General features: G+C 69.0%; 8 protein-coding genes and 1 tRNA gene. 6 read left to right on the top strand and 3 right to left on the bottom strand.

Annotated elements, in window-relative coordinates; translation table 11 throughout:
* From FNH05_RS24865 to FNH05_RS24850, 4 genes are all read left to right on the top strand, one after another.
* Positions 1–226 (top strand): SDR family oxidoreductase (locus tag FNH05_RS24865; RefSeq protein WP_144591129.1); only part of this gene is annotated, 226 nt, incomplete at its 5' end.
* A gap of 58 nt (positions 227–284) precedes the next feature.
* Positions 285–1,451 carry an aminotransferase class V-fold PLP-dependent enzyme gene (locus tag FNH05_RS24860; protein WP_144591128.1) on the top strand — a complete coding sequence of 389 codons (1,167 nt, stop codon included), beginning with the start codon at positions 285–287 and terminating at the stop codon, positions 1,449–1,451.
* 175 nt (positions 1,452–1,626) lie between these two features.
* A complete protein-coding gene (locus FNH05_RS24855) occupies positions 1,627–2,034 on the top strand; it encodes a hypothetical protein (RefSeq protein ID WP_144591127.1) in 408 nt (135 codons plus the stop codon).
* A gap of 399 nt (positions 2,035–2,433) precedes the next feature.
* Entirely contained in the window at positions 2,434–3,054 is a 621-nt protein-coding gene (locus FNH05_RS24850) for a LysE family translocator (RefSeq protein ID WP_144591126.1), read from the top strand.
* Positions 3,055–3,278: 224 nt separating this feature from the next.
* Here the strand turns inward: FNH05_RS24850 and FNH05_RS24845 are convergent.
* The 3 genes from FNH05_RS24845 to FNH05_RS24835 all read right to left on the bottom strand — a co-directional run bounded on the left by FNH05_RS24845 (position 3,279) and on the right by FNH05_RS24835 (position 4,340).
* Positions 3,279–3,350: transfer RNA gene (locus FNH05_RS24845), tRNA-Val, on the bottom strand.
* Between the two features lie 35 nt (positions 3,351–3,385).
* The gene (locus FNH05_RS24840) at positions 3,386–3,850 is read right to left on the bottom strand and encodes a peroxiredoxin (protein WP_144591125.1); all 465 of its coding nucleotides are present in this window, start codon (positions 3,848–3,850) and stop codon (positions 3,386–3,388) included.
* 61 nt (positions 3,851–3,911) lie between these two features.
* Positions 3,912–4,340, bottom strand: a complete 429-nt coding sequence (locus FNH05_RS24835) for a DUF3052 domain-containing protein (RefSeq protein WP_144591124.1) — start codon at positions 4,338–4,340, stop codon at positions 3,912–3,914.
* 394 nt (positions 4,341–4,734) lie between these two features.
* On the opposite strand from FNH05_RS24835, the gene aceE reads away from it, so the two are divergent.
* A complete protein-coding gene (gene aceE, locus FNH05_RS24830) occupies positions 4,735–7,545 on the top strand; it encodes a pyruvate dehydrogenase (acetyl-transferring), homodimeric type (RefSeq protein WP_144591123.1) in 2,811 nt (936 codons plus the stop codon).
* Between the two features lie 117 nt (positions 7,546–7,662).
* On the top strand, positions 7,663–8,803 hold a 1,141-nt coding region (locus FNH05_RS24825), incomplete at its 3' end, for an alpha-hydroxy acid oxidase (RefSeq protein ID WP_144591130.1).

Below are 8,803 nucleotides of genomic sequence, written 5' to 3'. Positions count from 1 at the left end.
GAACTGGGGCGACCCCGGCGGGTACGCCGGGCAGCTCGCCGAGGAGGCGGGCATGCGCCTCGACGAGTTCCTCGCGCACGTCCCCGCCCGCATGGGGATCACCACGGGACGGCTCACGGAACCGGAGGAGACCGCGGCACTGGTCGCCTTCCTCGCCTCGCCGCTGTCGGGCAACCTCACCGGAGCCGACTACCTCGCCGACGGGGGTGTGATCAAGACCGTGTGACCGGAGGGTGGCCGGAAACCCCTGGCGTAACGGCCAAGGGCGCCCATAGTGTCGGGCCATGCGAGCTGAAGACGTACGCCGGTTCCGGGACGAAACCCCGGGCTGCGCCGAGGTGATCCACTTCAACAACGCGGGTTCGTCGCTGCCACCGGCCCCGGTGACCGACACCGTGCTCGGCTACCTGCGGGACGAAGCCCGGCAAGGCGGGTACGAAGCGGCCGACGCGGCCGCCGACCGGATTTCCGCCGCGTACACGTCCACCGCGCGCCTGCTCGGTGCCGCCGACGACGACATCGCCTTCACCGACAGCGCCACCCGGTCCTGGCAGGCCGTCTTCTACGCGCTGCGCCTCGGCCCCGGCGACCGGATCCTCACCTGCCGGTCCGAGTACGCCAGCAATGCCATCGCCTATCTGCAGAGCGGCGCCGACGTCGAGGTCGTCGACGACGACGAGAACGGTCAGGTCGACGTCGCCGACCTGGCCCGCCGCATCGACGACCGCGTGAAACTGATCTCGATGAACCACGTGCCCACGCACGGCGGCCTGGTCAACCCGGCCGAGGAGGTGGGCGCGGTCGCCGGGGAGGCGGGCATCCCGTTCCTGCTGGATGCCTGCCAGGCGATCGGCCAGCTCGATCTCGACGTGACGCGGCTGCGGTGCGACGCGCTGACCGGCACCGGCCGCAAGTACCTGCGCGGTCCCCGCGGCACCGGCCTGCTGTACGTGCATCCACGACTGAGGGAGCGGCTGGAACCGGCGATGCTCGACCTGCACTCGGCCACCTGGACCTCGCCGACAACCTACCGGGTGGAGGCGTCCGCCAAGCGGTTCGAGGCCTGGGAGCGCAGCCAGGCGCTGCTACTGGGGCTCGGCGCGGCTGTCGACTACGCACTGGCGATCGGGCTGCCCGCGATCGAGGAACGGGTGACCGCACTGGCGGAACGGCTGCGCGCCGACCTCGGGCAGGTGCCCGGGGTCACGGTGCACGACCAGGGCAAGCGCCGGTGCGGCATCGTGACCTTCACCGTCGAGGGGGTGCCTTCGGGCCAGGTGAAGCAACGGCTGGGCGAGGCCAGGATCAACACCTCGGTCACCAACCGCACGTCCGCGCAGTACGACTTCAGCTCCCGGTCGCTTCCGGAATTGGTGCGAGCGTCGGTGCACTACTACAACACCGACGAAGAGATCCGCGCGCTGGTCGAAGAGGTCGACCGGTTGCGCTGATGCCCTTTTCACCCGAGCCGGGTGAAGACATTCATTCGCCGGGCCACCAGTGGAGAAAACGAGCGGAAAAATACCCCACTCCACGTGAAACGGCCCGATTATCCTTGTGGTCGCGATTCCGGTTCCCTAGGAAATGAGTTGTCCGGAAACCGCGAAACACAAGGAGGAGATCCGCATGAAAGGATCACCAAAGCGGAAGGTCCGCCGAATCCTGGTCATGCTGCTGGCCACCTTCGGCGCCCTACTGGCCTTCGGCTCGCAGGCCGTGGCGGCGGAGGGCCGCCTGGTCCAGCACCGGTCCGGGATCAACCTCAACTACTTCCCCAGAGACGTACACCGTGGACAGTTCGTCCGCTTCGACGCGAGGGTCCATTGCGACCGCGCCGACTTCCGCGGCACGGTGACCTTCTACGACCTGCGCGATCACCGGCTGCTCGGCAGGGACCACGTCGACCGGCACCGGCACGCGACCATCGGGACCAGGATCTACAGCCCCGGCAGGCACATGGTGCGAGCCACTTTCGACAGTGACCGGGGCTTCTGCCACCGCGCGAGCGACACGGTCACCTTCTTCGTGCGCTGAACCGGCGCTCCCGGCCACAGACGGCAAACCCGGTCCCCGTCGCCTTTCGAGGCGCCGGGACCGGGCTCCGCTTTTCGTGGCAACCGAAGGAGATACCGTGACGGCACGTCGCTACCCTCGGGCAACGGCCTCCTCGACATTTTTTCCGGAAACGGGCGCGATTGTGAACCCGGGAAAGTCAAGAGCCGTGAAAGCCACCGCCCCCTCAACCCGGCCGTCGGCCAACCGGTCCGGCTGATCGCCGGCGTCACCTGCTCGTCCTACACCGGCGACTGCCGCCCATGCGGAGCCTTCCGCCAGACCCACCCCCGCAGCCACCGCATCCGATAGCCTCGCACATCGCCCTCCAGTCGGGGGGCCTATGGACACGATCGGCAGCGGGACCCCAGGATGGGGCGCATGTTGACCACCCTCCTCGCCTTTCTCGGCGCCTGCACCCTGATCGCGGCCTCGCCCGGACCGAGCACAATGTTGATCATCCGACAGTCCCTGCGCAGCCGGCGTGCCGGTTTCCTCACTGTGCTGGGCAACGAGACCGGCGTCTTCGTGTGGGGTGCCATCGCCGCGTTCGGGCTCACCGCACTGCTCGCGGCCTCTCAGCTGGCGTACGACATCATGCGGATCGCCGGTGCCGTGACTCTGGTCGCCTTCGGTCTCAAGACGCTGCTGGACGCCCGTGGCGAGCAGGGCCAAGAGGAGAGCCAGGACGCACAGGCAGGACGCTCGGGTTGGGCTTCCTACCGCTCGGGCCTGCTGCTGAACCTCGCCAATCCCAAGGCCGCGGTGTTCGCGATGTCCTTCCTTCCGCAGTTCGTGCCCGCAGGCGCCCCTCATCTGCCCACCATGATCGGCCTGGCGGCCATCTGGGCCGTCTTCGAGGTCGGCTACTACGGACTGTATGTATGGTTCGTAGGCCGAATGAAGAAGATCATCTCCCGAGCCAAGGTACGTCAGCACCTCGAGCGGGTCTCCGGCACCGTGCTGGTCCTTCTTGGTGTTCGGATGGCTATCGAGAGCTGACGACGGCTGACGCCGTGTCCCCGTTTCCGCGGGTCAAAGACGATTGAGTGACCGTTGTGACCAGCCCTACCCGGTTCGCTCCCCTACGGCCATCCCAGGGAGACGGCGCCCGAGATAGCGCCACGGCCGTGGACCGGGACTCGTAGTCACCCGGTTGGTCACTCAGTTGCCCGAAGAGGGCGCCACCGGTCCGGTGGCGCCCTCTTCGACGTGCTGTTTTCCGGTGGGCGCAGCAGGGTTCGAACCTGCGACCCCTTGCTTGTAAGGCAAGTGCTCTTCCGCTGAGCTATGCGCCCGCACCGCCGGGCCCGGAGGGCCCGGCGGTGGCGGATCAGGCGGCCAGTTCCGCCACGGCCTTCTTCCACGCCTCCTGGTCGCGCGCCTCGCCGGGCTGGTTCACCTCGGCGAACCGGACGATACCCTCCTTGTCGATCAGGAAGGTGCCGCGGACGGCGAGGCCGGCGGCCTCGTTGAACACACCGTAGGTCTTGGCGACCTCACCGTGCGGCCAGAAGTCCGACAGCAGCGGGAACTGGTAGCCCTGCTGCTCGGACCAGGCCTTGAGCGAGAACGGCGTGTCCACCGACACCCCGAGTACCTGCACGCCCTTGCCGTCGTACTCGGCGAACTCGTCCCGCAGCTGGCACAGCTCACCGGTGCAGATGCCGCTGAAGGCGAACGGGTAGAACACCAGCAGGACCGGCTTGTCGCCCCGGAACGAGGACAGCGTCACCGGCTGCTTGTTGTAGTCGTTGAGCGTGAAGTCCGGGGCCTGGGAACCGACCTCGACCGCCATACTTGCGCACCTCTCCCGCGTCGCGCGTTACGTCTGCCGTCTCACCTTAGCGTGCGGACGATCAGCGCTTGGACTTCGACTTCGGTGAAACCAGCTTCGTGCCGGACCAGTTGGTCCCCACGCTGATGTTGGAGGTCTGCGCGAGCCCGACGGTCGGCACCGCCTCGGCGATCTCGCTGGGTTCGACGTGCCCGGGCTGACCGGTCTTGGGTGTGAGCACCCAGATCACCCCGTTCTCGTCCAGCGGGCCCCGCGCGTCCATGATCGCGTCGACCAGGTCGCCGTCGTCCTCCCGCCACCAGAGCAGCACGACGTCGATGACCTCGTCGGCGTCCTCGTCGAGGAGCTCGCCACCGATATGTTCTTCGATCGCCGCGCGCAGGTCGTCGTCGACGTCCTCGTCCCAGCCGATCTCCTGAACCACCATGTCCGGCTTGATCCCAAGCCTTTCGGCGACGCTGCCGTAATCAGCGTCTCCAGCGGCGACCACTGCTGTCACTCCTCCAACTAAGACCGATGGCCGGGGGGCTGTCCCCGGCCACGTTAGTACACGGATGGGGCTAGCGAACACGCCCGCGGCGAACCGCGCAACCGTCCACACCGGATGTGTACCAAGTCGTTTCGCGGCGCAGGAGCCTCCCGGGGGGCTCGACGCGACCGAAATCACCCCGCGCCCGACCCCACGCGAGGGCATGTGGCCTACTGTGGTGCTTGCCTCGCGCGCACGCGCGCGCGAGGGGGTCGCGGATTGCGGCTGTGACGTGGACAAACGTTACCGTCGAGTAGCGATGACGAATGTGCTGAAAAGGACGACGATGGCAGCGGAGTACCCACCCGGCGGGCGGGTATTCGACCCTGCGAAGTGACAACGGCGAGGAGATCCCTTGGCCCCCCAGAACGACCAGGCCGCACGTCCGGGCAGCGATGCCCGGCAGGCGCCGGCGCGGGTTCGCGTCATCCGAGACGGGATGGCTGCGTACCTGCCCGACATCGACCCGGAGGAGACCGCCGAGTGGCTCGACTCCTTCGACGAGGCGCTCGCCCGCGGCGGGCAGCAGCGGGCGCGCTACCTGATGCTGCGGATCCTGGAACGTGCTCGTGAACGCAACATCGGCGTCCCGCCGCTGACCGCGACGGACTACGTCAACACCATCCCCACGGAGAACGAACCCTGGTTCCCCGGTGACGAAGAGATCGAGCGCCGCTACCGGGCCTACATCCGCTGGAACGCGGCGATCATGGTGCACCGCGCCCAGCGGCCCGGCGTCGGCGTTGGCGGACACATCTCGACGTACGCGTCTTCGGCCGCGCTCTACGAGGTGGGGTTCAACCACTTCTTCCGCGGCAAGGACCACTCCGGCGGCGGCGACCAGCTGTACATCCAGGGGCACGCCTCCCCGGGTATCTACGCCCGCGCCTTCCTGGAGGGCAGGCTCACCGAGTCCCAGCTCGACGGGTTCCGGCAGGAGCTCTCGCACGCCGGTGCCGGCGGCGGGCTGCCCTCGTACCCGCACCCGCGCCTGATGGCGGACTTCTGGGAGTACCCCACGGTCTCCATGGGCCTCGGCCCGATGAACGCCATCTACCAGGCCCGGTTCAACCGCTACCTGCACGACCGGGGCATCAAGGACACCGGCGACCAGCACGTCTGGGCGTTCCTCGGCGACGGCGAGATGGACGAGCCCGAGTCGCGCGGCCTGATCCACGTCGCCGCGGGCGAAGGCCTGGACAACCTGACCTTCGTGATCAACTGCAACCTGCAGCGGCTGGACGGGCCGGTCCGCGGCAACGGTAAGATCATCCAGGAGCTGGAGGCGTACTTCCGGGGCGCCGGCTGGAACGTCATCAAGGTCATCTGGGGCCGCGAGTGGGACGCGCTGCTGCACGGCGACCGCGACGGCGCGCTGGTCAACCTGATGAACCAGACGCCGGACGGCGACTACCAGACCTACAAGGCCAACGACGGCGCCTACGTCCGCGAGCACTTCTTCGGCCGCGACCCGCGCACGAAGGCCCTGGTCAAGGACCTCAGCGACGCCGAGATCTGGAACCTCAAGCGCGGTGGGCACGACTACCGCAAGGTGTACGCGGCGTACAAGGCGGCGATGGAGCACCACGGCCAGCCGACCGTGATCCTGGCGCACACCATCAAGGGCTACGGCCTCGGCCCGGCGTTCGAGGGCCGCAACGCCACGCACCAGATGAAGAAGCTCACGCTCGACGACCTGAAGCTGTTCCGGGACGTCCAGCGCATCCCGATCAGCGATGCCGAACTCGAGCGCAACCCGAAGCTGCCGCCGTACTACCACCCTGGCCGGAACTCGCCCGAGATCGAGTACATGATCGGCCGCCGCCGGGCGCTGGGCGGGTTCCTGCCGGAGCGCCGCGCGAGCCGGGCCAAGCCACTGGTGCTGCCCGGTGACAAGGTCTACGAGGCGGTCCGCAAGGGCTCGGGCAAGCAGGAGGTCGCCACCACCATGGCGTTCGTCCGGCTGGTCCGCGAGCTGGCCAAGGACGCCGAGATCGGGCAGCGGATCGTGCCGATCATCCCGGACGAGGCCCGCACCTTCGGCCTCGACTCGATGTTCCCCACGGCCAAGATCTACAACCCGCACGGGCAGACCTACACCTCGGTCGACGCGAACCTGATGCTGGCGTACAAGGAGTCCGAGCACGGCCAGCTGCTGCACGAGGGCATCAACGAGGCCGGGTCCACCGCCTCGTTCACCGCCGTCGGCACGTCCTACGCCACGCACGGCGAGCCGATGATCCCGATCTACATCTTCTACTCGATGTTCGGGTTCCAGCGCACCGGCGACGGGCTGTACGCGGCGGCCGACCAGATGGCGCGCGGGTTCGTGCTCGGCGCCACCGCGGGCCGCACCACGCTGACCGGCGAAGGGCTCCAGCACGCCGACGGGCACTCGCTGCTGCTCGCGCACACCAACCCGGCGGCGGTCGCCTACGACCCGGCGTGGTCGTTCGAGATCGCGCACATCGTGCGGGACGGCCTGCGGCGCATGTACGGCGAGGGCGGCCCGGACGGCAACGGTGAGAACATCTTCTACTACCTCACCGTGTACAACGAGCCGTACCAGCAGCCGGCCGAGCCGGAGAACCTCGACGTGGACGGGCTGCTGCGCGGCCTGTACCGCTACGCCGAGGCGCCCGCCGGGGACGGTCCGCAGGCGCAGATCCTGGTCTCCGGCGTGACCATGCCCGACGCGCTCAAGGCGCAGCGGATGCTGGCCGAGGACTGGGGCGTGCGGGCCGCGGTGTGGTCGGCCACGTCGTGGTCCGAGCTGCGCCGTGAAGCGGTCGAGGTGGACCGGGACAACCTGCTGCACCCGGCCGATCCGCCGCGCGTGCCGTACGTGACGCAGGCGCTGAGCGGCGTTCCCGGGCCGGTCGTGGCGGCCTCGGACTGGATGCGGGCGGTGCCCGACCTGATCCGTCCGTGGGTCCCCACCGAGATGGTCACCCTCGGCACCGACGGGTTCGGTTTCTCCGACACCCGCCCGGCCGCGCGGCGGCACTTCCTGGTCGACGCCGAGTCGATCACGGTGGCCACGCTGGCGGCGCTGGCCGGCCGCGGTGAGGTCGAGCAGGCGAAGGTGGTGGAGGCGGCGCGGAAGTACCGGATCCACGACGTGTCGGCGGCCGGACCGCAGCTGTCCGACTCGGGCAACGCCTGACGATCACCCGTCGCCCCGGCCCGGAGCAAGGGATGTTTACTACGGCTCACCCGTAGTGAACATCCCTTGCTCCAGCGCGGCCGGCCCCGTCCCCAGAGGAAGTGCCCCTTGCTCCCGTTGTCCCAGAGGCGGCTGCCCCGGCCCGCCGAACTCCGGCAGATCCTGCGCCCCAAGCCGGTCCGGCTGAACCCGGTCGAGCGGCGGCTCGCCAACGCCCACACCATCGCGGACCTGCGCATGCTCGCGCGCCGTCGTGCGCCGCGCGCGGTGTTCGACTACACCGACGGCGCCGCCGAACTCGAAGACAGTCTCCGTCGCGCCCGGCAGGCGTTCCGGTCCGTGGAGTTCCGGCCGAACGTGCTGCGCGGCGTGGCCGACGTGGACACCGGCGTGTCCGTGCTGGGGCGGCGCTCGGCACTGCCGTTCGCGTTCGCGCCCACCGGGTTCACCCGGATGATGCATCACGAAGGCGAGCGCGCGGTCGCCCGCGTGGCGGAGCGAGAGAACATCCCCTACGCGCTTTCCACCATGGGCACCACCTCCATCGAGGAGGTGGCCAAGGCGGCACCCGGGGCCAGGAAGTGGTTCCAGCTCTACGTGTGGCGCGACCACGGGGCAGGCGAGGAGCTCATGGCGCGGGCCATCGAGGCCGGCTACGACACGCTGCTGCTCACCGTGGACACCCCGGTCGGCGGGGCCCGCCTGCGTGACGTGCGCAATGGCCTGACCATTCCGCCCACGCTGACGCTGCGCACCTTCGTCGACGGCGCGATGCACCCGTCGTGGTGGTTCAACCTGCTCACCACCGAGCCGCTGACGTTCGCCTCGCTGGACGGCTGGCCCGGCACGGTCGCCGAACTGATCAACACGCTGTTCGATCCGACGCTGAGCTTCGACGATCTGGCCTGGGTGCGGGAAAGCTGGCCGGGCAAGCTCGTGGTCAAGGGCATCCAGAACCCCGACGACGCCCGCGACGTCGTCAAGTACGGCGCGGACGCGGTGGTCCTGTCCAACCACGGGGGACGCCAGCTCGACCGCGCCCCGACCCCGCTGGAACTGCTGCGGCCCACCCTCGACGCGGTGGACGGCGCGGCGGAGGTGTGGCTCGACACCGGCATCCTCTCCGGCGGCGACATCGTGGCCGCGATCGCGCAGGGCGCGACCACCTGCCTGATCGGCCGGGCCTACCTGTACGGCCTGATGGCGGGCGGTGAGCGGGGCGTCCAGCGGTGTGTGGACATCCTGCGCGCGGAAATCG

This window comes from Amycolatopsis rhizosphaerae (assembly GCF_007713715.1).
Lineage (GTDB): Bacteria > Actinomycetota > Actinomycetes > Mycobacteriales > Pseudonocardiaceae > Amycolatopsis_E > Amycolatopsis_E rhizosphaerae.
The sequence above is the reverse complement of the archived record's forward strand: the minus strand, read 5'-3'. Positions and strand labels throughout refer to the sequence as shown.

Coding starts and splice junctions, on each gene's coding strand:
- FNH05_RS24860 (WP_144591128.1), top strand. CDS start 285: ATGCGAGCTGAAGACGTACGCCGGTTCCGGGACGAAACCCCGGGCTGC.
- FNH05_RS24855 (WP_144591127.1), top strand. CDS start 1,627: ATGAAAGGATCACCAAAGCGGAAGGTCCGCCGAATCCTGGTCATGCTG.
- FNH05_RS24850 (WP_144591126.1), top strand. CDS start 2,434: ATGTTGACCACCCTCCTCGCCTTTCTCGGCGCCTGCACCCTGATCGCG.
- FNH05_RS24840 (WP_144591125.1), bottom strand. CDS start 3,850: ATGGCGGTCGAGGTCGGTTCCCAGGCCCCGGACTTCACGCTCAACGAC.